Source organism: Psychrobacter piscatorii (assembly GCF_904846415.1).
In the GTDB taxonomy this organism is placed as follows: domain Bacteria; phylum Pseudomonadota; class Gammaproteobacteria; order Pseudomonadales; family Moraxellaceae; genus Psychrobacter; species Psychrobacter piscatorii.
In genome coordinates this window covers 35,376-61,309 of sequence record NZ_CAJHAR010000004.1, presented here as the reverse complement: position 1 = coordinate 61,309, position 25,934 = coordinate 35,376, and the positions used below count along the sequence as shown (strand labels likewise).

Annotated in this window: 20 protein-coding genes; 17 read left to right on the top strand and 3 right to left on the bottom strand. The window is 46.6% G+C overall.

Annotated features, from left to right (window positions below; genetic code table 11):
- The first annotated feature begins 14 nt into the window (after positions 1–14).
- A complete protein-coding gene (locus JMX83_RS02795; RefSeq protein WP_201598879.1) occupies positions 15–677 on the top strand; it encodes a hypothetical protein in 663 nt (220 codons plus the stop codon).
- Between the two features lie 108 nt (positions 678–785).
- Here the strand turns inward: JMX83_RS02795 and hslO are convergent, their stop codons facing one another.
- Complete coding sequence (hslO, locus tag JMX83_RS02790) at positions 786–1,766, bottom strand: Hsp33 family molecular chaperone HslO (RefSeq protein WP_201598877.1); 981 nt, start codon at positions 1,764–1,766, stop codon at positions 786–788.
- 384 nt (positions 1,767–2,150) lie between these two features.
- Between hslO and JMX83_RS02785 the strand changes: the two genes are divergently transcribed.
- The 12 genes from JMX83_RS02785 (at position 2,151) to JMX83_RS02730 (ending at position 16,822) form a co-directional block, all read left to right on the top strand.
- Entirely contained in the window at positions 2,151–3,137 is a 987-nt protein-coding gene (locus tag JMX83_RS02785; RefSeq protein ID WP_201598875.1) for a glutamate/aspartate ABC transporter substrate-binding protein, read from the top strand.
- A gap of 89 nt (positions 3,138–3,226) precedes the next feature.
- On the top strand, positions 3,227–3,973 hold the full coding sequence (locus JMX83_RS02780; protein WP_201598872.1) for an amino acid ABC transporter permease: 747 nt from the start codon (positions 3,227–3,229) through the stop codon (positions 3,971–3,973).
- Entirely contained in the window at positions 3,970–4,638 is a 669-nt protein-coding gene (locus tag JMX83_RS02775) for an ABC transporter permease subunit (RefSeq protein ID WP_201598870.1), read from the top strand. The genes JMX83_RS02780 and JMX83_RS02775 overlap by 4 nt, the downstream gene beginning before the upstream one ends.
- A gap of 174 nt (positions 4,639–4,812) precedes the next feature.
- Positions 4,813–5,544, top strand: coding sequence for an amino acid ABC transporter ATP-binding protein (locus JMX83_RS02770; protein ID WP_201599078.1), 732 nt, complete (start codon positions 4,813–4,815; stop codon positions 5,542–5,544).
- Between the two features lie 225 nt (positions 5,545–5,769).
- Complete coding sequence (locus JMX83_RS02765) at positions 5,770–7,026, top strand: FAD-dependent oxidoreductase (RefSeq protein WP_201598868.1); 1,257 nt, start codon at positions 5,770–5,772, stop codon at positions 7,024–7,026.
- Positions 7,027–7,333: 307 nt separating this feature from the next.
- Entirely contained in the window at positions 7,334–9,109 is a 1,776-nt protein-coding gene (locus JMX83_RS02760) for an AMP-binding protein (RefSeq protein WP_201598866.1), read from the top strand.
- Positions 9,110–9,239: 130 nt separating this feature from the next.
- A complete protein-coding gene (locus tag JMX83_RS02755) occupies positions 9,240–10,850 on the top strand; it encodes a carboxyl transferase domain-containing protein (protein WP_201598864.1) in 1,611 nt (536 codons plus the stop codon).
- A 173-nt stretch (positions 10,851–11,023) separates the two neighbouring features.
- Complete coding sequence (locus JMX83_RS02750; protein ID WP_201598862.1) at positions 11,024–11,842, top strand: enoyl-CoA hydratase/isomerase family protein; 819 nt, start codon at positions 11,024–11,026, stop codon at positions 11,840–11,842.
- A 70-nt stretch (positions 11,843–11,912) separates the two neighbouring features.
- A complete protein-coding gene (locus tag JMX83_RS02745) occupies positions 11,913–14,018 on the top strand; it encodes an acetyl/propionyl/methylcrotonyl-CoA carboxylase subunit alpha (RefSeq protein WP_201598860.1) in 2,106 nt (701 codons plus the stop codon).
- 15 nt (positions 14,019–14,033) lie between these two features.
- A complete protein-coding gene (locus tag JMX83_RS02740) occupies positions 14,034–14,954 on the top strand; it encodes a hydroxymethylglutaryl-CoA lyase (RefSeq protein WP_201598859.1) in 921 nt (306 codons plus the stop codon).
- 42 nt (positions 14,955–14,996) lie between these two features.
- Positions 14,997–16,184 carry an isovaleryl-CoA dehydrogenase gene (locus JMX83_RS02735; protein WP_201598858.1) on the top strand — a complete coding sequence of 396 codons (1,188 nt, stop codon included), beginning with the start codon at positions 14,997–14,999 and terminating at the stop codon, positions 16,182–16,184.
- Positions 16,185–16,309: 125 nt separating this feature from the next.
- Entirely contained in the window at positions 16,310–16,822 is a 513-nt protein-coding gene (locus JMX83_RS02730) for an energy transducer TonB (RefSeq protein WP_201598857.1), read from the top strand.
- Positions 16,823–16,922: 100 nt separating this feature from the next.
- On the opposite strand, the gene JMX83_RS02725 is transcribed toward JMX83_RS02730, so the two are convergent.
- Positions 16,923–17,651 carry a pantothenate kinase gene (locus tag JMX83_RS02725; RefSeq protein WP_201598853.1) on the bottom strand — a complete coding sequence of 243 codons (729 nt, stop codon included), beginning with the start codon at positions 17,649–17,651 and terminating at the stop codon, positions 16,923–16,925.
- A gap of 58 nt (positions 17,652–17,709) precedes the next feature.
- Entirely contained in the window at positions 17,710–18,654 is a 945-nt protein-coding gene (locus JMX83_RS02720; protein WP_201598852.1) for a biotin--[acetyl-CoA-carboxylase] ligase, read from the bottom strand.
- Between the two features lie 166 nt (positions 18,655–18,820).
- On the opposite strand from JMX83_RS02720, the gene JMX83_RS02715 reads away from it, so the two are divergent.
- From JMX83_RS02715 to JMX83_RS02700, 4 genes are all read left to right on the top strand, one after another.
- Positions 18,821–19,624: a sulfite exporter TauE/SafE family protein gene (locus JMX83_RS02715; protein ID WP_201599077.1), complete on the top strand. Its 804-nt coding sequence runs from the start codon at positions 18,821–18,823 to the stop codon at positions 19,622–19,624.
- A gap of 50 nt (positions 19,625–19,674) precedes the next feature.
- On the top strand, positions 19,675–20,616 hold the full coding sequence (locus JMX83_RS02710; RefSeq protein WP_201598851.1) for a hypothetical protein: 942 nt from the start codon (positions 19,675–19,677) through the stop codon (positions 20,614–20,616).
- A gap of 66 nt (positions 20,617–20,682) precedes the next feature.
- The gene (locus JMX83_RS02705; RefSeq protein ID WP_201598850.1) at positions 20,683–24,636 is read left to right on the top strand and encodes an AAA family ATPase; all 3,954 of its coding nucleotides are present in this window, start codon (positions 20,683–20,685) and stop codon (positions 24,634–24,636) included.
- 215 nt (positions 24,637–24,851) lie between these two features.
- Positions 24,852–25,868 (top strand): cell division protein ZipA, encoded by a 1,017-nt coding sequence (locus tag JMX83_RS02700; RefSeq protein WP_201598849.1) that lies wholly within the window; start codon positions 24,852–24,854, stop codon positions 25,866–25,868.
- Positions 25,869–25,934 lie beyond the last annotated feature (66 nt).

The following is a 25,934-nucleotide window of genomic DNA, read 5'->3' as shown; positions in this document are numbered from 1 at the left end:
ATGTGTACTGCGCAATGACGTTTTTATCATTTCAGAAAGTGCTACTGAGAAATTTGTCTTTGCTATTAGGCAGCGCACTCATAGTTACTAGCTGTGCCAAGCCAAATGTACACGACCCTAATGCTCAAATTAAAGTAGATGTAGAGGGTGACAAATACGTTATTCCCTTAAACCATATTGTCAGACCAGATACGGGTAGTTATGCCAGTTTTGAGACGGATATGGGTCATGGTTATTTCTTTTGGCCAAGTGGTCGAGGCCTCAATAATAATGATAAAGACCCAAATGTTTTGGAACATGACGACGATATCATAAAATTTAACTGGACAGCGATAGGTTCAGGAATTGTAGGCAACGATATGCCTACGAGAGTTGAAATTATAAAGGAGTCAAATCATAGAGATATTACCCAAGATAAATTCAACTTAGAAGCCTATATCGATAGTAGTAATGATTCAACCTTATCTTATACAGGACATGTTTATCCAAATTCCCCTTCTACTTTTCGATGTTGGATAGCGGAAAATGAAGATCAGAACAGTCTTTGTCAAATGGAGTACCTACATCCTGTTTATAACAATAATATCCTGATTCACTTTGACGCAAAAAACCTTTCAAACTGGCAGGCAATCAACACAATGGCGATTGATTATATGAAAAAATGGCATCAAGACTAAAGGTGGCTCAACATAAAAGCAGTCATATACTTTTTAAAATTTCAAAAAAACCCTCAAGCATCACACTTGAGGGTTTTTTTATGAGGGCTGATGCTTAGTGATAAAAAACTAATCAGCAAATACCGCTGCTACATCATCTTTGTTGAATTTATAGACTTCACCGCAGAACCCGCAGTCCATCTCAAACGTACCGCCTTGCTCTTCAACAATGTCTAACGCTTCTGCTTCGCCGATTTGCTCGATGGCCATCTCACACTTCTCGCGTGAGCACGTACAACCAAAAGCTAGAGGCGCAGGCTCAGGGGCGACGATGTTTTCTTCATGATACAAGCGATACAGAATCTCGTTGGCATCTAACGTCGTCAGCTCTTCTGCCTTAACCGTACGCGTCAACACGCTCAGACGTGTCCATAAATCATCGTCGATACCCGCATCTTGGTTTTGCTCAACTTCAGACGTTTCTTCAGCAGTACGCGGTAGCATTTGTACCAAGATACCACCCGCTTGCAGACCGTCAGATGCCAAGTTAATCAACGTCGGAATCTGCGCTGATTGCTTTTGATAATGTGCTAAGCAGTCCGCCAAATTGTCATGGCTACGCTCAACGATACCTTGGTATGGTTCACCGCCGTCAGGCTGAATATTGATAAACAATACGCCTTGTCCAGTCGCACCAAGTTCAGCAAATGCTTCTTTGGCATGGATCATATTGTCCCACGCGTGTATTTGCTCATCCGTCTCACCTTTCCAGCTGGCAAGCGCACGGATGATGCCGTCTTGGTCACATTCTGCCATCGCCCAATTCAGCAAGCTATCGCTGTCTGATGATTGCAACTGGATAGATAGGCGACCGTTTATTTTCACGGTACTGATCAGCAAACTCGCTGCCGTCAGCATCTCACCTAATAAGCGTTTGATGGCTTCAGGATAGGGCTTTTGGGCAATCGTACTGGCGTAGCTGCGTGATAGGCGTACCACATCACCGCGCACGGGCGAATCTTCGATAAAAAAACGTTGGCGTATGTCGTTGTCGCTATGAGTGCCAGCAGTTTGGCTGTCCGTATTCGGGACTTGAGTATCTTGTGTCATAAGTCATTTGTAGTATTAAGAAGTTGTTAGCTTTATGGGGACTATGGCCAATTTATCAATCGTAGCAACCACAATATTATGATCACAATGTTTTCTTGATTACATGTATCAATAAGTCAGCTATCTGTCCATTTCTATAGTGATGCAGTAATTGGGAACCAGTGGTTTTTAGGTAAAAAATAAATATATTCCAAAATATCATTTCCTTTAAAAAAAACTTACCATCTAACACAAATTTGTTGTACAGTAACATTGAGTTGCATTGTGACAAACAACAGCAACAACCGTACGGATGCGGGGCAATGAGGTCGGTCAATCAGACTCGTGTCTTCAAAGCACTCATTCAATCTTGTGATAAAAGCTTGTGATAAAAGGATGTATTCCATGACCCACTTATTTTCTAAACCATTGACTTTGGCAGCCTTTATGGCATTGGGCTTAGCTGGCTGTAACAACAGTAGCCAGACCACAGCCGAAGCGCCAGCTGCAGATGATGCCACCACGACAGAAGCTGCTGCCACGGATACCAACGGCACGCTACAAAAAATCAAAGACTCTGGCACCATCGTTGTCGGTCACCGTGACTCCTCTATTCCATTTTCTTATATTGCTGATGACCCTAATCAGCCTATCGGCTATGCACACGATTTAGAAATGAAAGTCGTCGAAGCAGTGAAGCAAAAGCTAAACATGCCAGACCTCAACGTCCGTTATAACTTGATTACCTCACAAACGCGTATCCCATTGGTACAAAACGGCACGGTAGATTTTGAGTGTGGCTCAACCACCAACAACGAAGAGCGTCAAAAACAGGTTGCCTTCTCTAATGGTTTCTTTGAGATTGGTACGCGTCTGTTGACCAAAAAAGACTCTGGCATTCAAAATTTTGAAGATCTAAAAGGTAAAACCCTTGTCACCACGGCAGGTACGACCTCAGAGCGTTATATCCGTCAGTACAATGATGACAACAAAATGGATATGAACATCATCTCAGCAAAAGATCACGGCGAAGCCTTCTTGATGTTAGAAAATGGTCGTGCTGATGCCTTTATGATGGATGATGTGTTGCTCGCGGGCGAAAAAGCCAAAGCAAAAAATCCTGATGAATGGGTTATCGTTGGTGAGCCACAATCGTTTGAGATTTATGGCTGTATGATGCGTAAAGACGATCCTGAATTCAAAGCCGTCGTCAATGAAGCGTTAAATAATGTCTTTAGCTCAGGCGAGATCAATAGCATTTATGACAAATGGTTCTTGAACCCAGTCCCACCGAAAAACGTCAATCTAAACTTTGAGATGTCTGACAACTTAAAAGCGTTGATTGCCAATCCGCATGACGGTGCTCAGCCAAAAACGGCGACCGCTCAATAAGTTCTTTGTCCCTCAATATGGCTTGCCTATAGGTCAGATATTATGTGTCTGACCTATAGGCTTATGAATCGCTGCTCGGAGAGACAACCATGAATTATAGCTGGAACTGGGGTGTGCTCTTTGAGCAAACTGGTATCGGTAACGAGCTTTATATCCATTGGATGATTACAGGTCTTGGCTGGCTGCTATTAATCGGCAGTATCGCATGGGCCATCGCCATGGTCGTCGGTACCATATTTGGTATCATGCGCACCTTACCTAATAAGACTGCTCGTACGATTGGTACGGCTTATGTGACATTCTTTCGCAATATTCCACTGCTAGTACAATTGTTCTTTTGGTTTTACATCGCACCCGGCTGGCTCACGCCCACGATACAAGAATGGTGGTATAAGGACTTGTCTCCGAATACCTCAGCCATGCTGTCAGCAAGTATCGGTCTTGGCTTATTTACCGCTGCTCGTATTGTTGAGCAAGTACGGACGGGTATTGAGTCGCTGCCTGATGGGCAGACCAATGCCGCATATGCATTGGGTTTTAGCATTCCGCAAGTCTATAAAGAAGTGCTGCTACCGCAAGCCTTTCGTATTATCTTACCGCCGCTCAGCTCTGAGCTGACCAACTGTTTTAAAAACGCCTCTGTCGCATCGCTCGTCGGGGTAATGGAGCTGATTAGCCAAACAAAAACCATCAGTGAATATACGCAGAATAGTATCGAGATTTATACCTATGCGACGATTGTCTATTTGGTTTTCAATTTATCTTTGATCGCTATCATGGGCTTAATTGAGCGTAAATTGCGTGTACCTGGGCTTATTGCGGGAGGTCAGAAATGAATATGACCGAGTTAGCAACAGCCTATCCTGGCTTGATGGGCGGCATGATAACCACCTTAAAAGTGCTTTTTTTGGCAATCATTGGTGGTATCAGCTTAGGCACGATACTAGCGTTGATGCGCTTGTCTGGTATAAAGGCGCTTGAAGTACCTTCGAAGTTATACGTCAATTATTTCCGCTCAGTACCGCTGCTATTGGTACTACTGTGGTTTTATTTTGCCGTACCGATGATTTATTTTTGGGTCGCAGGTAAGTATCTTCAGATCAATGCCGCTTTTGCGTCTTGTGTGGTCGCCTTTATGATGTTTGAGGCTGCCTACTTTTCAGAAGTGGTGCGTGCGGGTATTCAATCGATTGGTAGCGGTCAGGTCAACGCTGCTAAAGCACTAGGCATGACTTATGGACAGACCATGCGTCTGGTCATCTTGCCGCAGGCCTTTCGCAAAATGCTACCACTGATTTTGCAGCAATGTATTATCTTATTCCAAGATACGACATTGGTATTCGCTATTGGTTTGACCGACTTTTTCCGCGCCGCCTACGTCCGCGGTGAGCTCATGGGATTACTCACACCTTATATCCTAGGTGCTGGCGCTGTCTATTTTGTGATTAGTTTGAGTGCATCGATTGGTGTGCAACAACTACAAAAGCGTTTACGGTTTTAATAGATATCTCGCTTAGGATTTTGAGCGTTAAGATTGTAGTTTGGTATTTTGATTTAATTTTTAAACGACGGTTATCGATAATAATGTGGTTAGGAGCCAGTGATGAGCAATGCTGATACATACATAAATTCCTTTGGTGGACTGGTGACTAACAATGGCCATGCGACTGATGAGATGGTCATTCAAATGTCAAATGTCAGCAAGTGGTATGGAGACTTTCAGGTACTAACTGACTGTACTGCACACGTGCATAAAGGGGATGTGGTCGTTGTTTGTGGCCCTTCAGGTAGTGGTAAATCGACGTTGATTAAGACCGTTAATGGACTTGAGCCTTTTCAAAAAGGTGAAATCATGGTCAACGGCTTCTCTGTCGGTGATTCAAAAACAAATCTGCCCAAGCTACGTAGCCGTGTCGGCATGGTGTTTCAGCATTTTGAATTATTTCCGCATTTGACCATCATTGATAATTTGACAGTGGCACAGATCAAAGTATTGGGTCGTAAAGAGAGTGAAGCCAAGCAAAAAGCCATGGCGTATCTAGACCGCGTCGGTCTGACGGTACAAGCGGCGAAATATCCAGCGGAGCTATCGGGCGGTCAGCAGCAGCGCGTCGCGATTGCCCGTGCACTGGCTATGGACCCTGTGGCGATGCTGTTTGATGAGCCAACCTCAGCGCTCGATCCTGAGATGATTCAAGAAGTGCTCGATGTCATGGTCGAGCTGACTCGTGATGGTATGACCATGATGTGCGTGACCCATGAAATGGGCTTTGCCAGTCAGGTCGCCAACCGTATTATCTTTATGGATGAAGGGCACATCGTCGAGAACTGTAGTAAGGATGAGTTCTTTGAAGGCGCGAAAAGTGATCGTGCGCAGATGTTCTTATCAAAGATTTTGAATCATTAATCACCTTGGCTGTATTTGCACTAGTGCTTGAAACACAAATGAAATCATCAATAAAGAGCGTCTATTAATAGGCGCTTTTTTATGGGCGTTACTCTAGCAATTTGATTTAGATGAGTATGTAATTGGTTATACGGTTAGATAGGTGAGTGCATGCCTGTTTACTGATACAATGTCTCCCATCCTTGTTGATAATTAAAATAATTCACAAACCATATTGGAGTTTTTATGAGCGTAGATAATCTATCTGTAGCATCGGCAACCTCATCAAAAAATGGCGTCGTCATCATTGGCGCAGGCTTGGCAGGCTGGCATGTGATTGATGCTATTCGTGCAAAAGATTCAGAGATTCCAATTACCTTGATCACTTCCGATAGTGGCGATCGTTATCACAAGCCGATGCTGACCATGGCGATCAGCCAAAACAAGCGCGCATCAGACTTGGTACGGGCATCTGGTAGCGATGCGGCAAAAACCGCAGGCGTGACGTTGCTTGCCGACACACAGGTTACAGACATTGATACGGCTACGCAGCAGTTACAGCTTATCTCTGCTAATAGACCAGATCCAGCCCATACGGATTATGCGACGATCAATTATGGTAAGTTGGTGCTAGCGATGGGTGCGCATCCTATTTTCCCCAAAAGCTTACCAGAGGATTTGGTCTGGCATGTTAATCACATTGAGCAATTCGGTCAGCTACAAGAGAAGCTGGCAACCGGTAGTCAGCACGTCGCCATCGTTGGTGCTGGTATGGTGGGAACAGAAATCGCGGAAGACTTGCTAAAAGCAGGTCATCAAGTGACCTTGATTGATTTGAATGATGCGCCATTATCACAAATGCTACCAGCCAAAGCGACGGCACGTATTGCCAAAGCGATTGAGTCACAAGGCATTCAATTTTTGGGTGGCTCTCAAGTATCTGCTGTTACCCGTTTGAGTAGCAATGACGACAGCAGCGATAGCGAAAAGCTAAGAGTAGACTACGCACCGCTTGCCTTAACTGAAGACAGTACCGATGCAGAGCAACCTGAGACATTGATCGTAGACCATGTGATTGCCAGTACAGGTCTGACGGTCGATGGGCAATTACCAGCGGCAGCGGGCGTTACGTTTGACCGTCGTACAGGTATTGTGGTTGATGAAGCGACATTGCGCACCGACACCGCACACATCTATGCCATTGGTGATTGTATGTCGATCAATGGGGTCGCATGTCGCTATGTGGCACCACTACGCGCACAGGCTGCGACCATTGCTGATGATATCTTAGGGCACGAGCACAGCGGTTATGACCATAAGCCACCGATGATTCGCCTAAAGAATAAAGCGATTTCGGTGATGGTAACGGGTGTGCCAAACGCGGCTGGGAATTGGCAAGTGAAGACGGAAAGCGATGATGAACTCATCATGGATTTGCTGGATGATAATGACGCAGTGAGTGCAACCGTGACGATCAAAGCGCCTGCCACTCCTAAAGCATAATGATAGACTCTGCTAAAAAGTAAGTTTAAAAGACAACATTTAAGATTGAGCCAGCCCTTATTTATGATGTGGCTGGCTTTTTTATGTCAAAAACTTGCCATGATTTTATGTTACCTTTTACTAAGCATGAATATCGAGTATCCAATTAAATGATACATACCGTATTGATATTGTTGACATGCTTTCATTTATAGCGTTATAGTAGCTGAATGCTATATCAGACCGAATCAAGGAAGAAGGTTTGCTTGCCAGCGATTAATCAGCACTATCTATAAATACTATAAAAAGTAAAACGAAAGGACTCGTTATGACTCAAAATTCTAATTTCGATGCGACTCACGTTGATTTCGATGCTATTTTAGATAATATCCCTAGTATCAATATGGGCGCACGTTCAGCAAATGCGCCGCTTTCCCAAAGTTATGATAAAGGTCCTGATGTACCGCTGATTGAAGCGACCATCGGTGATTTTTTTGATGCTATTGTGTCGAAATACCCTGAGCGTGAAGCGCTGGTCGTCTGTCATCAAAACATCCGCTGGACATATCAACAGCTACAGCAGCAGGTCAATCAGCTAGCCAGTAGTATGATTGAGATGGGGCTTGAGATTGGCGATCGCATCGGTATCTGGTCACACAACAATGCTGAATGGCTACTGATGCAACTGGCGACCGCAAAAGTCGGCGTTATCCTTGTCAACATCAATCCTGCCTACCGTACCTTTGAGCTGCAATATGCCTTAAATAAACTCGGCTGCTCAGCACTGGTGCTTATGCGCCATTTTAAGACCAGTGACTACGCTGGTCTGATCCGTGAGCTCTGTCCTGAGATTTATCATAAAGATTATACTCAGCTTGATTTGGTTGAGATTCCAACGATTGAACGTATCATTTGGATTGATGAGCCAGACTCTGATGAGGAGTTTGGTTTCATGCAAAAATTCTCTGCATGGATGAGCGAGGGCGATGCCAATGATCCACGTGTTGCCGAGCGTCAAGCTCAACTCAAAAATACCGATGCCATCAACGTGCAGTTCACTAGTGGCACGACAGGTACACCAAAAGGCGCAACGCTTAGCCACCGTAATATTCTCAATAACGGCTACTTCATCGGTGAGGCCATGAATCTCACTGAAGAGGATAGACTATGCATCCCAGTACCGCTGTATCATTGCTTTGGTATGGTGCTTGGTAACTTGGCGATTCTGACGCATGGCGGTTGTATCGTATATCCAAACGATGGTTTTGAGCCATTAACGGTATTAAAAGCCGTCGAAGAAGAAAAGTGCACCGGTCTACATGGTGTGCCCACGATGTTTATCGCAGAGCTTGATCATCCTGAATTTGAAAAATTTGATTTGTCTACCCTGCGTACGGGCATCATGGCAGGCTCCAGCTGTCCGATTGAGGTCATGCGCCGTGTCATCGACAAGATGCATATGAGTGAAGTCACTATCGCTTATGGTATGACAGAGACCAGCCCAGTCTCTTGCCAGACCAATGAGCATACGCCGCTTGATAAGCAAGTCTCGACCGTCGGATTGGTGCAACCAGCGCTTGAGGTCAAGGTTATTGATACCGAGACGGGTGAGATTGTGCCTATCGGGGAGACCGGCGAGCTACTCACGCGTGGCTATTCAGTGATGAAAGGCTACTGGGGCAGCCGTTTTAAAACGCGCGAAGCCATTCAAGATGGCTGGATGCATACAGGTGATTTGGCCACAATGGACGAAGATGGCTACGTAAAAATCGTTGGTCGTAGTAAAGACATGGTGATTCGCGGTGGTGAAAATATCTATCCGGTTGAGATCGAAAACTACCTTTATCGTCATCCAAAAATTCGCGATGTGCAAATCGTTGGGATACCAGACGAGCGTTACGGCGAAGTGCTGGCGGCGTGGATTATCCCGAAAGAGCCGGGCTGCTTGACCGAAGAGGAAGTCCGTGAATTCTGCAGTGAGCATATTGCTCATTATAAAGTGCCAGCTTACTATCGCTTTGTCACTGAGTATCCAATGACCATCACGGGCAAGATTCAAAAGTATAAAATCATTGAGCAAATGAAAGAAGAGTTGGGTTTGTAGTAAGCTTACTTATCGGCTCTAAAACAATAAAGATGAAATATGTGAGTCATACTTAAAAAATAGCAGTTGGCATCATTCATATAAAAGCTACTCGCATTTACGTATCTATGTATTAAAGAAAAGGGATATCATGAGCGCTATCATAACCAGTAAACTGAGTCCAAACTCAAGCGACTTTCAGCAAAACAGTGCAGCGATGCAAGAGATCGTCGATGATTTGTATGTGCACTTGCGTAAAGTCGCCCAAGGCGGCTCAGAGCGCGCACGTGCCAAGCATCTAGCACGCGGCAAGCTACTACCACGCGAGCGGGTCGAGCGTTTGCTTGATGTGGGGACGCCGTTTTTGGAAGTGGCGCCAATGGCAGCGCATGACATGTATGGCGAAGAGATTCCAGCGGCTGGTGTGATTGCAGGCGTTGGTCGTATCAATGGTGTCGAGTGTATGATTGTCTGTAACGATGCCACGGTAAAAGGTGGCACGTACTACCCAATGACGGTCAAAAAGCATCTACGTGCCCAAGAAATCGCGCAAGAAAATCATCTGCCGTGTGTTTATTTGGTCGATTCAGGTGGTGCCAACTTACCGAACCAAGATGACGTATTCCCCGATAAAGAACATTTTGGCCGTATCTTTTTTAACCAAGCCAACCTCAGTGCGGCAGGTATTCCACAAATTGCTGTGGTCATGGGTAGCTGTACGGCTGGCGGTGCGTATGTCCCGGCCATGAGCGATGAATCTATCATTGTCAAAGAGCAAGGCACGATCTTTTTGGGTGGTCCGCCACTGGTCAAAGCAGCAACAGGCGAAGAGGTGACCGCAGAGGATTTGGGCGGCGGCGATGTCCATACGCGGCTTTCAGGCGTGGTCGATCACTTAGCACAAAACGATACTCATGCGTTATCAATCGCTCGTAATATTGTCAGTCATTTGAATCGTCCTGCCAAACATATCCCCAATCAAATTGTACCCAAGCCACCACGTTATGATGCCAAAGAGCTGTACGGCGTGATTCCAACGGACAAGCGCAAGCCATTTGATATCAAAGAAATCATCGCCCGTATCGTTGATGACAGTGCATTTGATGAATTCAAAGCACGTTTCGGTACGACGTTGGTTTGTGGATTCGCTCATATCGAAGGGATGCCTGTGGGTATTATTGCTAATAACGGCATTCTGTTTAGCGAGTCTGCGCAAAAAGGCACGCATTTCATCGAGCTGTGCTGTAAGCGCAAAATTCCCTTAGTATTTTTGCAGAATATCACAGGCTTTATGGTTGGGCGTAAATACGAAAACGAAGGCATTGCCCGTCACGGTGCCAAGATGGTGATGGCAGTCGCCAATGCAAAAGTACCAAAATTCACTGTTATCGTCGGTGGCTCGTTCGGCGCGGGTAACTACGGTATGTGTGGCCGAGCTTATAGTCCGCGTTTCTTGTGGATGTGGCCAAATGCGCGTATCTCTGTCATGGGCGGTGAGCAAGCGGCATCAGTATTGGCAACGGTCAAGCGTGACAATTTTGATCGCAAGGGCGAAGCGTGGAGTGAGGAAGACGAAGCGGCCTTTAAAGCGCCGATTCGTGAAATGTATGAAGCGCAAGGTCATCCGTATTATGCCACTGCACGTATGTGGGATGACGGCGTAATTGATCCTGCTGATACTCGTCATGTACTGGCCTTGGGGCTGAGCGCCGCTTATAACGCTCCGATTGAAGAGACGACGTTTGGGGTCTTTAGAATGTAAGCGTTAAGGTCTGCTCGTAATGAGAGAGTGGTGCGACACCTTTTAAAAATACAATTCTACCGCGACATCGGGTTTTGACATCTTACTTTCTTATATGGGCATTATGATGGATGACCCAAACGTTGGGCTAAATATTTACATACGCATATATGAATAGGAATATAGAGAAAGTTATGAAAGAAGCGAAATCGAAAAATATTAATAATTATAAAAGCCTGCTGGTCAGCGTTGAACAACACGTGGCGACGGTGACATTGAACCGTCCTGAGATACGTAATGCCTTTAATGATGAAATGATTGCCGAGCTGACAGAGGCTTTCACTGTGCTTGGTGCTGACGATGACGTACGTGTCATTGTATTAGCCGCTGCTGGTAAGGCATTTTGTGCGGGCGCTGATCTTAATTGGATGCGCGCGATGGCGGACTATAGCTATGAAGAGAATTTAGCGGATGCGGATAAATTGGCGCAAATGCTCAAAACAATTTATGAGTGTCCCAAGCCGACGATCGCAGCGATACAAGGCGATGTCTATGCTGGTGGCATGGGGCTAGTTGCCGTTTGTGATGTGGCCATCGCCGTGAAGATTGCCAACTTTTGCCTTAGCGAAGTGCGTTTGGGATTGGCGCCTGCGACCATCAGTCCTTATGTCATCCGAGCGATGGGCGCTAGAGCTGCGCAGCGTTATTTCTTAAGTGCAGAAGTGTTTGATGCCAAAAAAGCACGTCAGCTTGGCTTTATCCATGAGCGCGTCAGCGAAGAATGGTTAGATGATGAGGTCGCGACACTTTGTGCCAAAATGGTTAAAAACAGTCCCGATGCCGTCAAGACCTGCAAGCACTTATTGCATGATATCGCCGGTGCGCCCATTACTGATGAGTTGATTGCCGACACGGTCAAAGGAATTGCTGATATTCGCTCATCAACACAAGGCCGCGAGGGCGTGCAAGCCTTTTTACAAAAGCGTAAGCCGGATTGGTTGACAGCAGACTAACGATAGACGAATAGATAAACGGACAAATAGACAAGACGTCAAATAACAACGACAAGATACAGGGATAGTTATGTTTTCTAAAATTCTAATTGCCAACCGTGGTGAAATTGCTTGCCGAGTGGCCGCGACTGCTAAGCGTCTTGGCGTCAGTACCGTCGCTGTTTATTCTGATGCTGATCGTAGCGCCAAGCACGTGGCTGTCTGTGATGAGGCAGTTTATTTGGGCGGTTCAGCGCCAAAAGACAGCTATCTCAAAGGTGATGCCATTATTGCCATCGCTAAGCAAACAGGTGCTGAGGCCATCCATCCAGGCTATGGGTTTTTAAGTGAAAACGCCGATTTTGCACAGGCCTGCCAAGATGCTGGTTTGGTCTTTATAGGACCCTCTGCTGAGGCGATTCGCGCCATGGGCGGCAAATCTGAGTCCAAGCGCTTGATGGAGTCTGCTGGCGTGCCGCTGATACCGGGCTATCATGGTGACAATCAAGATGCACAGTTTTTGCAGCAGCAAGCAGATGCTATTGGTTATCCAGTATTGATCAAAGCGAGTGCAGGCGGCGGCGGTAAAGGCATGCGTATCGTTGAGCAAAGCAGTGATTTTGTCGATCTATTAGACTCGTGTCGCCGTGAAGCAATTACCAGCTTTGGCAATGATCAAGTATTGGTCGAAAAATATGCGCTAAAACCACGTCATATTGAAATCCAAGTATTTGGTGATACGCATGGCAACTATGTGCATCTATTTGAGCGGGATTGCTCAGTACAGCGTCGCCATCAAAAAGTATTAGAAGAAGCGCCAGCACCGGGCGTAGATACCTCAATGCGTGAAGCAATGGGCACAGCCGCCATCGAAGCGGCGCGTGCGGTTGATTACGTTGGGGCAGGTACGGTTGAATTCATCGTTGAGCAGCGCGAAGGCACGATGAATTTCTATTTCATGGAAATGAATACGCGCTTGCAAGTTGAACATCCGGTCAGTGAAGCCATTACTGGTGTGGATTTGGTCGAGTGGCAGCTATTGGTCGCTGCGGGTCAGCCATTGCCAAAATCGCAAGACGATCTGGCTATCAACGGTCATGCAATTGAGGCGCGTATCTGCGCTGAAAACCCTGACAATAACTTCTTGCCAGCGACAGGGACTTTGTTTACCTATCAAAAGCCTGAGCACAGCACCTTTAACATCGCTGATGTACGTATCGATGATGGGGTTCGCGCGGGTGATGTCATCAGCCCTTTCTACGACTCTATGGTTGCTAAGCTTATCGTGCATGCGCCCACGCGTGAACAAGCATTAGCAAGACTTGATCGGGCATTGGCGCAGACGCGTATCGTCGGTCTTCCAAATAACGTAGCATTTTTGCGTTATATTTTAAATACCGATTCATTTAGCAACGCCAATCTTGATACGGCATTGATAGAGCGCGAGCAGGATAAACTTTTTGATCAGCATCCGCTTGGATTATCAACGCTTGTGGTGACAGCTATTACGCAGCAGCTTGCGAGCGAAGCCGTATCACAAAAGACAGACAACGACCCCTTTAGTAAGCCGACAGGTTTCCGTGCTTATAGTGATTATACTCGTTCATTTAGCTTGGTTTATGATGAGCAGTCATATATTGCTCGTATCAGCAATTGGCACAATGCGAGTTGTGCTGATGGCAAAAAAGGCGGCGATAATCTCAGTAGCTTTGTGCTTGTCATTGGCAAAGAAATCGCGAATACGCAGGATGATAGCAATATCAATGTCGCTGCTCAGACCGAAACGGTTTATGAAGGACAAGTCAGTTATGACAGCAGTGATGCGCACAATCATACCTTATGGTTAGAGGGTGCACGTATCAGTGCCCAAAGCTGGGTCAATAATGAGACGGTCTATGTGTTTACAGATAGCGGACGCGATGAGATTACCTTAATTGACATCATGGCACATGTGGGCGAAGACACAGCAGCGGTTGGTAGCTTAAAATCACCGATGCCAGGGCAAGTTGTTGCCTTTAAAGTCGCAGTAGGTGACACGGTCAAAAAAGGCGAGCCACTTGCCGTCATCGAAGCCATGAAAATCGAACATACCATTACCGCGCCAACAGATGGCGTGGTAGCAGAGTTATTATTTGCAGCAGGTGATTTGGTCGCTGATGGTGATGAGCTATTGCGCATCAATAGTGAAAGCAAATAGAAAAGGACAATAAGCATGAGCCACTCGTATCCAAGCCATGTCACCATCGTTGATGTCAGTCCGCGTGATGGGCTACAAAACGAATCCATGACAGTACCGACTGAGGTCAAGCAAGCCTTAATCAACGATTTGATTGATGCAGGGATTAAAAAACTGGAGGCGACAAGCTTTGTCTCGCCAAAGTGGGTGCCACAAATGGGTGATAACAGCGCCTTACTGGATTCGCTTGCACCAAAGCGGCAGACGGACGTTTGCTACTCGGTACTGGTACCCAATATGCGCGGCTTTGAAAATGCTATTTTGCACTGTCCTGATGAGATCGTCATTTTTGGCTCAGCCAGCGAAACTTTTAGCCAAAAAAATATCAACTGCAGTATCGATGAGAGTATTGAGCGGTTTGCACCAGTGGCTGCGGCAGCAAAAGCGCAAGGTATCAAGGTACGCGGCGTTATCTCTTGTACCGTTGGCTGTCCTTATGAAGGCGAGATTGACCCCAGCCAAGTCGCTTATGTCACTAAACGGTTGATTGAGATTGGCTCAGAGCAGATTGGTATTGCTGATACAATTGGTGTAGGTACACCGCTCAAAGTACAGCGCGCCCTACAAGCAGCGCTTGAATACGCTGATATCACGATGCTATCAGGTCATTTTCATGACACTTATGGTCAAGCACTCAGCAATACCTTAGCGGCATTACAAATGGGTGTCAGCGAATTTGATACCTCGGTGGCGGGCCTTGGTGGTTGTCCGTATGCCAAAGGCGCAACGGGTAATGTCGCAACCGAAGATGTGGTGTATATGTTGCATGGTATGGGTATCAGCACGGGTATCGACTTGGATAAGTTGGTTGTAGCAGGCGAACGTATTAGTGCGTTTTTAAAACGTCCAAATGGCTCAAATGTGGCACGTGCCTTAATCAATAAGCGTCAGTCTTAAAAAATTATCGTAAAAATTAAATACTAAAAACAAGGAATGGTTATGAGTTTACCTGGATTGAATTTTCAGCTTGGCGAAGATATTGACGCGCTACGTGATGTCGTACAGCAATTTGCGGCAAATGAAATCGCCCCACGTGCAAGCGAGATTGATAGTAGCGACGAGTTCCCTATGGATCTGTGGCAAAAGATGGGCGACCTCGGTCTACATGGCATCACCGTTCCTGAAGAGTACGGCGGCTCCAACATGGGCTATGTCGCTCATATGGTTGCAATGGAAGAAATAAGCCGTGCGTCGGCATCGGTAGCGCTTAGCTATGGTGCGCACTCTAATCTATGTATCAACCAAATAAAACGTAACGGCTCAGAGGCACAAAAACAAAAGTATTTGCCAAAACTCATCAGCGGCGAGTTCATCGGTGCATTGGCAATGAGCGAGACTGGTGCTGGTTCAGATGTCGTTAGTATGAAGCTCAAAGCCGAAGAAAAAGACGGCAGCTACGTGCTGAATGGCAGCAAAATGTGGATTACCAACGGTCCCGATGCCGATGTGATGGTGGTCTATGCCAAGACCAATCCTGAAATGGGTGCCAAAGGTATGACCGCCTTTATCGTTGAAAAAGGCATGGAAGGTTTTGGTACAGCGCAAAAGCTAGACAAGCTTGGCATGCGTGGTAGCCATACGGGTGAGATGACTTTTAACAATGTGACAGTACCAAGCGACAATATCTTGGGCGGTCTCAATGAAGGCGTGAAAGTACTCATGAGCGGGCTAGATTATGAGCGTGCCGTATTGGCGGCAGGGCCTATCGGTATCATGCAGGCGGTGATGGACAATGTCGTCCCTTATATCCATGACCGTAAGCAGTTTGGTCAAGCAATTGGCGAGTTTCAGCTTATCCAAGGCAAAGTGGCTGACATGTATACCATACTGCAAGCAGGTCGTAGCTTCTTATACACTGTGGGTAAAAACCTCGATATGCTAGACGCGCGCGGCGCAGGACACAGCCGAGAAGTGCGTAAAGACTGTGCCAGTGTGATTCTGTGGTGCGCCGAAAAAGCCACATGGATGGCGGGTGAGGGCATTCAGATATTTGGCGGTAATGGGTATACCAACGAGTATCCGCTTGGTCGCTACTGGCGCGATGCCAAGCTATATGAGATCGGCGCAGGCACCAGTGAGATTCGCCGTATGCTCGTCGGTCGTGAGCTGTTTAACGAGACCAAATAGATACTACTGGTTGTTGATAGCCTAACTTTTATTCGAACGTTTTTTGTTTTAAGATCTAAAAACGTGCTACGTTATGTTTCTCATAGCGTAGCATTTTTTGATGATTTGGATAAAATACTTATACCATGACCTATAAATTACATACCAAGCCAGCACTTCACACCGTTTTCTACTTTCTAACCAATATAAATTCTATCGGTGTTTATAGCATGTTGGTTACTTTATTCGCATTTTCTACGATAACGATTGGTATGACGCCAGCACAGGCTGAGTTGATTGATTTGTCTAATCCTGAACCAGTTATTCAACTTTCTACTCGAGATGCTAGCTGGCTGAGATCGCCAAGATTTGAAAATATACCAGCTTATCTCAATCGATATCTGATTCGTTGTTCATATGACCAAGATGGGAACGTTGTCAAACCTTGTGATAAAACAGATCTAGAAATGGCTTTTTTATTACAAGTTGATAAGCAAGGTAGTATCAAAAACATAACCGTGATTAAGAGTAGTGGTATAAAACAGGTAGACGCTGCTTTTACTAGAGAAATTAAAAGGGCTAGTTTCAAGCCTTTTTTGATAAAAGGGCGGGCAGTGAAAGGGAATGTTACATTACCGATTGCATTTGCAGCACCATAGTCATTATATTTAAATTGACAAGAAATAATTTACAGTATGCTTAAACCAAAAAAGCAGCACGCTTTAAACGTGCTGCTTTTTTTATGTGATATTGGCTTATCTATGATTTATTACGATAATCAAAATACCGTGCCAGACCATTTAATAATAAATCATCACGTAAGCGTACGGGGCGGTTGACATGCTGCGAGATAGTGGCTGCATCGCCACCCGTCATGATAACTTCAAAGTTTGGGTGACGACGGCTAATCTCATTGACCGCACCAACGATAGAGAGCAAGATACCGCGGTGCACCGCGTCTTGGGTAGTCATGCCTTGGCTGACACTATCAAACGTGCCGTTAGAGATGGTGATTTGCTTGGTTCCAGAAAACAGAGACTCGCGTTGTAGGTAAATACTGGGGAAAATATAACCACCCAAATGCTCAGCGTGATCAATCAAATCAATCGTCACCGCCGTACCGCAGCCGATCACGCATTGGCGCTTTTTCTTATCGACGGCTCCTAGCATCTGTAGCCAGCGATCACAGCCGAGCTGCTGGTCATTGTAAGCACTTTTCATCAGTGGGTGCGCAGCATCAACATGGACAAACTCAAATGGAATGTTCAGACGACTGAGCGTCTCTGATACTTGGGTATTCAGCGTATCGCCCAGTACCGACGAGATACCAATAAAATCGGGCGCATAACGCTCAAAGCGGTCAGTCAGACCCATGAGTAATTCAGCGGGTGCTTGTAGATGCTGCTTGGCATCATGTGAGACTATCTGCCCGATATCGTCGGTCAGCCAGTATTTTAGGCGGGTATTGCCAAGATCAAGCCAGAGCATAAAAATCCCTTTATATAGCGCTCGTTAATAATAGTGCTCGTCAGTTTGGTGGTTAAGCCTAATAAATAACGTCAATGCGTCCAGTAAAAAGCGTAGAAATCTTACCGTTATCTTGCTGCAATTGCAAACACCCATGAGTATCCACGCCGCAAGCTAACCCTGTCATCACTTGCTTTTTATTATTATAGTCTTGGGTAACGCGCAATCGCAGACCTGCTAGTGCGTCCATCGCAGCAAACTGCTGTAAGAATCCGTCTAAATAGTACGTATGACCCGTTGGTTTTTCTATACCCAAATGCTCAAAGCGGGTCATCGCCGCCATCAAGGCTTTGCTCATCTGCTGATACAGTGTTTGTAAGTCTGGCAGGCTCGTGGCAGCTGCCACTTCTGGATGTAGCAACCCATGGATGTCTTGTAAGCTGATCGCTTGATAACTCATGCCCTCAGACGTTTGAGCGGTGAGCTTTGGTGCGGCTTGTACATTTAACCCAATACCCAGTACCACACCAACCAACTTGCCAGATTTAGTTACGGGTTCTATCAAGATGCCAGCGAGTTTTTGAAAGGGTAGTGTTTGCTGATGTGCCTCACCGCTATCCAATAACGCATGCTTAACATCTTGAGATGGATAAAACCCTAAGTCATTTGCCCATTTCACCCCAATTGGCATCAATCCTTGCGCTAGTAGCTGTTCATTCAGTGTTTGGATAACAGGCATTTTTGCCAGCTCAAGGCCAATAATTAAAGACAATAAACCACTAACTGGCATATGCACGGGGTGATATAGCGACAGATAGACATTGCCGCGCGGTGATTGCCATGAGCGCCCATGTTGTCCACGTCCAGCGCTTTGGGTATCTGCGGTTAAAACGTGCACGGTTGCGATATCTAACGACCTATCTTGCAGTGCTTCGATCAGCTCGCTATTGGTTGAGGCGCTACTGGCAACGTGACGGTGGTTGAGATCGGATAAACGGCTTGAAAAACTGGTGAGTGTTGGCATAGGTTTAGTCGATGTGGTTGAGAGAAACTTTGATATACTAGGCGGTTGTCAAAGACAGCATAAAGGTCACGTTAAGATTTGGCAAATACAGTTGAGTGCACAAAGAAACCAGTAAGTATGAAATAAAATTAATACTAGACCAGTATTATAAAAGGTTTGTTCTATGATGTTATATGTGTGGTTTGTGATTGCAGGGGCGTTTGCGGGTGTCAGCGCAGGGTTATTTGGCGTGGGCGGCGGCATGATTATCGTTCCCGCATTGGTCTGGATTTTTACCGCTTATGACTTTTCGCCAGAAGTGGTGACACATTTAGCCATTGGTACGTCTCTTGCGACCATCGTGATCACGTCGATCAGCTCACTGACGGCTCACAATAAACGCGGCGGTGTCCGCTGGGAAGTATGGCGCAAGATGGCGCTCGGCTTGGTGGTGGGGAGTTTGGTCGGCGCTGGTATCGCAGATATGATTGATGGTCAGGCGCTACAAGCCATCATCGGTGTTGGCGCGCTATTGGTTGCGCTAAAAATGCTGTTCTTTTCTAACAAAGAGCAAGTGGGTAAGCCGTTGCCGCCTGCTGGAGTACAGTTTGGCGCAGGTACGGGCATTGGTATGGCATCGTCTATCTTCGGTATTGGCGGTGGTAGTTTGACCGTACCGTTTTTGAACTGGGCAGGACTGCCGATGAAGCAATCTGTCGGTACGTCAGCGGCGTGTGGTCTTCCTATTGCTCTAGCTGGTGCGGCTGGATTTGCTTGGTTTGGTCAAGATGTGGTCAATCTGCCCGAGGGCACCATCGGGTTTGTCCATGTCACAGGGTTTTTGTGTATTTCAGTGGTCAGCTTTGCGATGGCAAAGGTGGGCGCCAAGCTTGCCCATGTATTGCCTGCTCTGATGCTCAAGCGCGCATTTGGCGTGTTATTGATATTTGCAGGAGGGCAGTTGTTATTGAGTGGACTGGGCGTATTGTAGCAACCCCAAATTTTTATTATAAAAAATGTAAACCATGAGACACTCTTAGTATGAAAGCAGCAGAAAAATATCGCCGTGTTTTTGGATCAATAAATCATTTAAAAGACCAGATATCATGGACGACTGGTCTCACAAACATGGTAGAGTTTTTGGCGTGGGAGCCAAAGCAAATTCTTGGTATCACCAAAAAGCAATATGTGCGCCAAATCATCGAATGGGCAATCGATCCAGAGCTAGCAGGAAAAAACCTAGAAGAAGTTGAACACGCCGTCATTAAGAAGCTCAATGCAAAAATGCATGAGTCTGAGCAGTTAAATACTTATTCACCGAAAACGGTAGGCATCTGCGATCCTAGAGAAGCTATTCGCCGAGTCGCGTTTTTCTCTGAAGATTATTTGAATAAAGAGTTCGATATCTTTTTGAGTTTATGTAGTGATGTCTACTTAGACTCATTTTATCAGCAATTCATCACCTTTGAGCCAAATGGGTCGTGGTCGACACATGGCAACAGCGGATTGTTTGAGGCCAGCACAGAGCTAAAAGCGATGTATATGGACAATTTGGCCTACAACCATCAGTCAAATGTGCTGGTAGCCAATGAATTAAAATTTAATGGTCGAAAAAACCCAGATCAGCTGCTCAAGTACTGCGTGATGTATGAGCATTTGCTCGAAAAAGGCTTTATCGATAAAGGTGCCAAGTTTTTGCTGTTGTTCATCGGTGGCAGTGAGCTAGAGCACAACAAGCAGCGCTTAGCCGACCGAGAGCTGGCACTGTGTCACAAACGACCCAAGAAGTATCAGCATCTATTAAGACCAGAGCTGTTAGAAATCGTCGATCATCTACAAGTGGCCAGTATCACGTGGTCGGCATTGATTGAGTTCAATCAGCGCTACTTAGCAGAAAATAACGTCTGCCAAGTGGAGCAAAAACTGCTGCTTGGGTTTCACCAGAGCCTGAAGGCAAAATCGTTTATGCACTTAGACGTTTAACCCTAAAAACTCACAACAATTTCAGGTAGAATAGCCGCCTGTTTTCGCCATATCAACTGACTATCCATGCGTTTAAAATCTCTAAAGCTGGCAGGTTTCAAATCTTTTGCCAATCCAACGACCTTTACTTTTCGTCATGGTATCACCGCCATCGTCGGGCCAAACGGCTGCGGCAAATCAAATGTGATTGATGCCATTCGCTGGGTGCTGGGTGAAACCTCTGCCAAGCAGCTGCGCGGCGGGGCGATGAGTGATGTCATCTTTGCCGGTACGCAAGATAAAACGGCCAAGAGCGTTGCCAGTGTTGAGCTGACCTTTGAGCATACTCAAGATGAGCAGACGGGCATTCGCCATGAGTTTAACTTGTACCAAGAGCTGTCCGTTCGCCGTCAGGTAAATAAGGATGGTCGCTCGGATTATTTTATCAATGGTACGCGCTGTCGTCGCCGAGATGTGGTCGATGTGTTCTTGGGGACAGGGCTAGGTGCGCGCAGTTATGCGGTCATTGAGCAGGGCATGATTGGTCGGATTGTTGAGTCCAGTCCCGTGCAGCTGCGTGAGTTTATCGAAGAAGCGGCTGGGGTTTCGCGCTACCAGGCGCGCCGCGAAGAAACGCAAAAGAAGCTTGAGAAAACAAAAGACAATCTGGCGCGTCTGCACGATATGCAAAGCGAACTAATTCGCCAACAAAAGACACTGTCTAAACAGGCAGCGAGCGCGCAGCGTTACGAAGAAATCTCTCTCAGCTTGGCTGATATTGAGCAGCAGCTTGCCATTCAGCAGCTTTATCAAGCCAAGCACAATCAGCAGCAGCAAAAAATAGCGCATGAGCGTAGTGCTGCTGAGGTGTCAACATTGCAAGCCGATTATGACACGTTAAAAGCTCAGCAAGACAAGCTCACCGCTCGTATCAACCAAGAGCAGTGGCTCAAAGATGATGCCCAAAGCGCGCACTATCAGCAGCAGCTGGGCTACCAAAATGCCGAGCATCAATTGAGTGATGCCACCTCACAGCTGGCAGCCATTGAGCAGCAACTGTCTCACTTAGCGCAGCAGCGCGAGCAATCACTCGCTGATATCGAGCGGCTTAACGCTGAACAAGCTGAGCAGAAGCAAGCGCTAGAAGCGTTACGCCCACAGCTCGCGGAGCTGACTCACAAGCGTAATGACTACAAGCGTAATGAGCAACCATTGCAGCGCGCATGGCACAACGCACAAAACCAGCTATCACGCTTGCAAGACAAGGCTCGGACGCTTGAGCAGCAGCAGGCGATTAATACCCAAGCACAAAAACGCCATCACCAAAGCGATGATAAATGGCAACGTCGCGAGCAAAATTGGCAAAACCTCTGGCAGCAATTGCAGCAGTCTATAGCGCCATCTGCCAGTGATAATGCTGTTAGTGCCAGTGCTGATGCAAGTCAGGCAGCGGATAAGCGCGACTTAAGTCAAGCGCTAGCGCAGCAAGTCACTGAACTGAGCACAACGCTACAGCAGATCGAGCGTCAACAAGAGGGTGTGGACGAACGTCTGTCTGACATACAACCGCAAGCGCATCATTTGCAGCAGCGACTGAACACGCAGCAACGTGAGCTGAGCGATGATGAAAAACGTCATGCACTACTCGCAGGCGAATACGATACGCTGCATCAGATACTGCACCCTAAACCTACAACGAACTCTCAAGACAAAGCAGCTATAACAAATAATACCGATAGTGGCGTTGTAAATACACAGCAATTGGCTATTACGACGCTACGTGAACAGATTGGACTGAGCGCGAAGGGGCAAGCGCACGCACAGCTACTCGATAGTGTCTTGGCGTTATGGCTAGATAGCCATGTGCTGGTTGCTCGCCAACAAGCTAATCAAATCAAGCAATCAGGCGTTAATAACGCTAATGGCGTTTCTCAAAAAGCTGACAGCTTATGGCAAGTACTTGAAGATGACGTTAGCGCTTTACTGACTTATCAAACCGTACAAAACACGTCAGCCAGTACAAAAGAAAAAACACTAGCAACGGGTCATAGCCTATGGTTGCCTGCGAAGCAAAACGATAGCAGTGATCATGCCTTTATTAGCGACTTACCAGATAGCTTAAGTGATAAAGTATTGCCATTATCACATCTGATTGCTCAGCCTGCGCTTACGCTTTGGCAGCAGTGTTATCTATACACAGCGCAGTTTAAGTCTGCTAGTGAGCATGATATTAACGTGTTTGCCGATGTCTTAAAATCATTACCACCATCAGCGCTTCTGCTGACTGCCGATGGTTGGATTATTAGTTGTCAAGGCACGTTTAATCTAAGTAAGCTCGCTGGCGCGCAAGACGATCAAATCGAGGGCAGCAGTCAGTTTCTCACCCAGCGTTTGGCGCAGCGCACGCGTTTGCAAACGCTAGAAGACTTGCTTGATGAGTTTGAAAGCAAAATCCACGATCAGCAAAAATCTATTGCAAAAGACCAGCGCGACTATGATGCGTTGATGGTCAGTCTAGAAGAGACGCGCGCACAAGCTGAGCAATTAACCCGTGATAAGCATCAATACCAGCAACAACTGACCACGCAGCGCGCCAATGTGGAGCGCTTGCAAGCAGACAGCCAACGCCTAAATGCTGACAAAGCGGCGCTTGAGCAAGAAAAGCAAGAGCTTGCGCATGAGGCGCAAACGCTTATTCGTGAGCAGCAGGATATCGAACGCAAGATCGCCACACTTACGCCGCAAATAACAGAGGCACGAGCGACCAATCAGCAATTACAATCTGAGCGCAGTGAGCTAAATCGTGCGCGCCAAGCCGATGATGAGGCTTGGCAGGCGTTACAGCTACGTATTCAGCAGTACGAGATGCGCCTAGAGCATAGTGTTAGCAGTCTGGCTCGTGCAACCGAGCAATATGATAAGTCATTAGAGAATGAGCAGAGTCTACAGACGCGTCACAAGCAGCAGCAAGCTAAATTGCCAGAGCTGCAAGCCGCATTGCATAGCGCACAGACAACGCGTGATGAGCAGCAAGCGTTATTGACTGAGCGTGATAGCGCGCTCACAGCGCTAAAGCAAGCGTATGCTGAGCAGCAGACGGCATTTGATACATTGCAAAATACCTTGCAGACGCAGCAAAGTGAACTTGCCCAACATGCGACTGAGTTGGCACTGAGTGCAGCGCGTTTGGAGGATGCAAGTAGGCATACGCAGAGCGCTCTAGATGCTTATACTCGAGTGAGTGAGAAATATAAAGCACCAGCAGATCATTCGCCGCAGCAAACCATGAGTGTCTCAAACTTATTGGCAGACTTTATCGCTCATGATCGCCGTGTGCGCCCAGACAAAATTGCTGAGCTGGAGTCCGAACGTGCCAAGCTTGCGCAGCAGTTAAGCAAGATTGGTGCTGTCAATCTTGCTGCCGTCGCAGAGTTGGCTGAGGTCAATGAGCGCTTGGAGCCACTCGCGCAGCAGACCACCGATATCGCCGCCAGTATGCAGACGTTGACTGAAGCGATTGCTTCGATCGATGAGACGACCAAGACACTGTTTATGCAGACACTTGATGTGGTCAATAATGAGCTGGCTAAATTGTTTGCTAAAGTATTTGGCGGCGGGCAAGCCAGTCTGACGTTGAACACAGACGAGATGCCAGCCAATACGCCAAAATCAGAGCAATGGCGGGCAGGACTTACTTTGATGGCGCAGCCAAAGGGTAAGCGCAATAGTCGCTTAGCCGTACTCTCTGGCGGTGAAAAAACGCTGACCGCGCTTAGCCTAATTTTTGCGATATTTAAGCAGCATCCTGCACCGTTTTGTGTACTTGATGAGGTCGATGCGCCGCTTGATGATGCCAACGTCGCGCGTTTTACTAGCCTCATTCATGAGCTGGCAGATGATTTGCAGTTTATCTTTATCAGTCATAACAAACTGACGATGCAGATCGCTGATGAGCTCAAAGGCATCACCATGCCAAGCGCCGGTATTTCTACACTAGTCAGTGTGTCGCTGGATGAAGCCGCGCGTTATGTAGAGAGCTAAGAGCAAAAAAGCCAAAACTAAAAGAGCTATGAGAATCAAAGCGATGCAAATATAATCAATCCGTCGGCATAAATACAAATATGCTTGACCTCAGTCCAGCATGCTGGTTATAAAGTACACAATGTGGTGACGATATGGGTCAGCCATGCTAGAATATTGCCATTTATGCTCGTTTGTGTATTCCCTTTTGTTATATATACTAGGATGTATTTATCATGACCGCTATTCAGTTTGTATTGATTGCCATTGCCGCGTTTATCGTGCTCGCAGGGCTGTTTATGGTCATTCGCAGTTTTAAGCGCCGTAATGGTGCCGAAGCTGCTGCGGTCAACTATGATAAAAACGGTATTCCCATCATACCGCGTCATGAGCGCAATATCGTTGATCAGCCAGACTTTGATGATACAGTCGCTGGCGAGACGAGCATTGGCCCTGACCGCACTTATCTGAATGCTGTCGTTGAAGAAGAGCCATTGACGCAGCCTCATACCAACGTCGATATACAGCTGACCGCTGAACGCAACACTATGGCAGATGAAGATCATGACGTCATCGACAATGCAGACTATGCGCGCTGGCAAGAAGAGCAACGTCGCGCTGATAACGCTGAGTTTGTAGAAGCGGCTGATCAGATGCATATCGAGCAAGAGCCTGATGCATTCTCTAGCCTCATGTCAGCAACAGATAGCTTAATGCCATCAATTGACACGGCAGAAGAGCCAAGCTTTGACAACAACAGCCCGATACTGGATCAGCATTTATCAGAGTCAGGCGATGACGCGCAAAACGGCCCCTTGATCAATGCCAAAGACAACATCAACATCACCATATTGCCGCACCAATATCGTGATCGTCCAACCGCGATTATCCGTGGTCGTGATCTGCTAGCATTGATTGATAAATATGGTTTACGCTATGGCGCGATGAATATGTTCCATCGCTATGAGCAAAAAGACGGTACGGGTATGCTGTGGTTTAGCATGATGGGTATCACCGACAGTGGTATCGCGCCATTTGATCCACATAGTGTCGCAACCAACACTTACAATGGTGTTGTTATGTTTTTGTCATTGCCACATCCACAAGCCGTGCGCAGCTTTGATAGCATGATGAGCATTGCTTATATGATGGCAAGCGATCTTGATGCGATTATGCTCGATGAAGAGAACCAACCAATCACGCCTGAATACAAGCAGCAGCTGCGTAACCAAGTTCGTGATTATGAAGGCTAAGTGCTCAAAGGCTCATAGTTCAATGGCTAAGTAAGCCAACTGCTAAAAGTGGTTATAAAGTGTTAA

What these genes read in the sequence shown, in the direction of transcription:
- JMX83_RS02785 (WP_201598875.1), top strand. Translation starts at nt 2,151, where the DNA reads ATGACCCACTTATTTTCTAAACCATTGACTTTGGCAGCCTTTATGGCA.
- JMX83_RS02770 (WP_201599078.1), top strand. Translation starts at nt 4,813, where the DNA reads ATGGTCATTCAAATGTCAAATGTCAGCAAGTGGTATGGAGACTTTCAG.
- JMX83_RS02715 (WP_201599077.1), top strand. Translation starts at nt 18,821, where the DNA reads ATGTTATATGTGTGGTTTGTGATTGCAGGGGCGTTTGCGGGTGTCAGC.
- JMX83_RS02745 (WP_201598860.1), top strand. Translation starts at nt 11,913, where the DNA reads ATGTTTTCTAAAATTCTAATTGCCAACCGTGGTGAAATTGCTTGCCGA.
- hslO (WP_201598877.1), bottom strand. Translation starts at nt 1,766, where the DNA reads ATGACACAAGATACTCAAGTCCCGAATACGGACAGCCAAACTGCTGGC.
- JMX83_RS02760 (WP_201598866.1), top strand. Translation starts at nt 7,334, where the DNA reads ATGACTCAAAATTCTAATTTCGATGCGACTCACGTTGATTTCGATGCT.
- JMX83_RS02795 (WP_201598879.1), top strand. Translation starts at nt 15, where the DNA reads ATGACGTTTTTATCATTTCAGAAAGTGCTACTGAGAAATTTGTCTTTG.
- JMX83_RS02750 (WP_201598862.1), top strand. Translation starts at nt 11,024, where the DNA reads ATGAAAGAAGCGAAATCGAAAAATATTAATAATTATAAAAGCCTGCTG.
- JMX83_RS02780 (WP_201598872.1), top strand. Translation starts at nt 3,227, where the DNA reads ATGAATTATAGCTGGAACTGGGGTGTGCTCTTTGAGCAAACTGGTATC.
- JMX83_RS02775 (WP_201598870.1), top strand. Translation starts at nt 3,970, where the DNA reads ATGAATATGACCGAGTTAGCAACAGCCTATCCTGGCTTGATGGGCGGC.
- JMX83_RS02735 (WP_201598858.1), top strand. Translation starts at nt 14,997, where the DNA reads ATGAGTTTACCTGGATTGAATTTTCAGCTTGGCGAAGATATTGACGCG.
- JMX83_RS02705 (WP_201598850.1), top strand. Translation starts at nt 20,683, where the DNA reads ATGCGTTTAAAATCTCTAAAGCTGGCAGGTTTCAAATCTTTTGCCAAT.
- JMX83_RS02730 (WP_201598857.1), top strand. Translation starts at nt 16,310, where the DNA reads ATGACCTATAAATTACATACCAAGCCAGCACTTCACACCGTTTTCTAC.
- JMX83_RS02755 (WP_201598864.1), top strand. Translation starts at nt 9,240, where the DNA reads ATGAGCGCTATCATAACCAGTAAACTGAGTCCAAACTCAAGCGACTTT.
- JMX83_RS02765 (WP_201598868.1), top strand. Translation starts at nt 5,770, where the DNA reads ATGAGCGTAGATAATCTATCTGTAGCATCGGCAACCTCATCAAAAAAT.
- JMX83_RS02700 (WP_201598849.1), top strand. Translation starts at nt 24,852, where the DNA reads ATGACCGCTATTCAGTTTGTATTGATTGCCATTGCCGCGTTTATCGTG.
- JMX83_RS02740 (WP_201598859.1), top strand. Translation starts at nt 14,034, where the DNA reads ATGAGCCACTCGTATCCAAGCCATGTCACCATCGTTGATGTCAGTCCG.
- JMX83_RS02725 (WP_201598853.1), bottom strand. Translation starts at nt 17,651, where the DNA reads ATGCTCTGGCTTGATCTTGGCAATACCCGCCTAAAATACTGGCTGACC.
- JMX83_RS02710 (WP_201598851.1), top strand. Translation starts at nt 19,675, where the DNA reads ATGAAAGCAGCAGAAAAATATCGCCGTGTTTTTGGATCAATAAATCAT.
- JMX83_RS02720 (WP_201598852.1), bottom strand. Translation starts at nt 18,654, where the DNA reads ATGCCAACACTCACCAGTTTTTCAAGCCGTTTATCCGATCTCAACCAC.